Source organism: Polaromonas sp. P1_G2, assembly GCF_056405515.1.
On sequence record NZ_JBFUBY010001523.1, the window covers coordinates 1 to 389 of the forward strand.

Consider the following 389-nt stretch of genomic DNA (forward strand, 5'->3'; position numbering starts at 1 on the left):
GCGAGGGCCACATCCTGACACCTTCGGTATAAAGCAGGTTGTCCGGAGTCACCGACACTTTCAGCAGCCAGAAGAGCGGGAAGAGCGCGAAGGCGATATAGCAGAGCAGCGCCAGGCGATGAAGGATATTGGGAAGGATCAATCGCGTGTTCATCGGCTCAATCCTTGTTCAGAAGCATCTGCCTGAGCAGAATGATCAGCATGGAATAGGCGAGCAGCAGGATCAGCAAAACCAGCGCGATCGCCGACGCATAGCCGAAATCGAGCCGCCGGAAGGCCTGGGTAAAGATGTAGCTCGCGACGATCTGTGTCCGGTCAGCCGGGCCGCCGGCCGTCATCACCACGATCAGGTCGGCGAAATTCGACACCCAGACGGTGCGCAGTAGCAC

General features: G+C 58.4%; 1 pseudogene. It reads right to left on the minus strand.

The features are described from left to right. Positions 1-158 precede the first annotated feature (158 nt). Positions 159-389, minus strand: a pseudogene (locus AC1D0P_RS31375) (sugar ABC transporter permease); the annotation flags it as partial.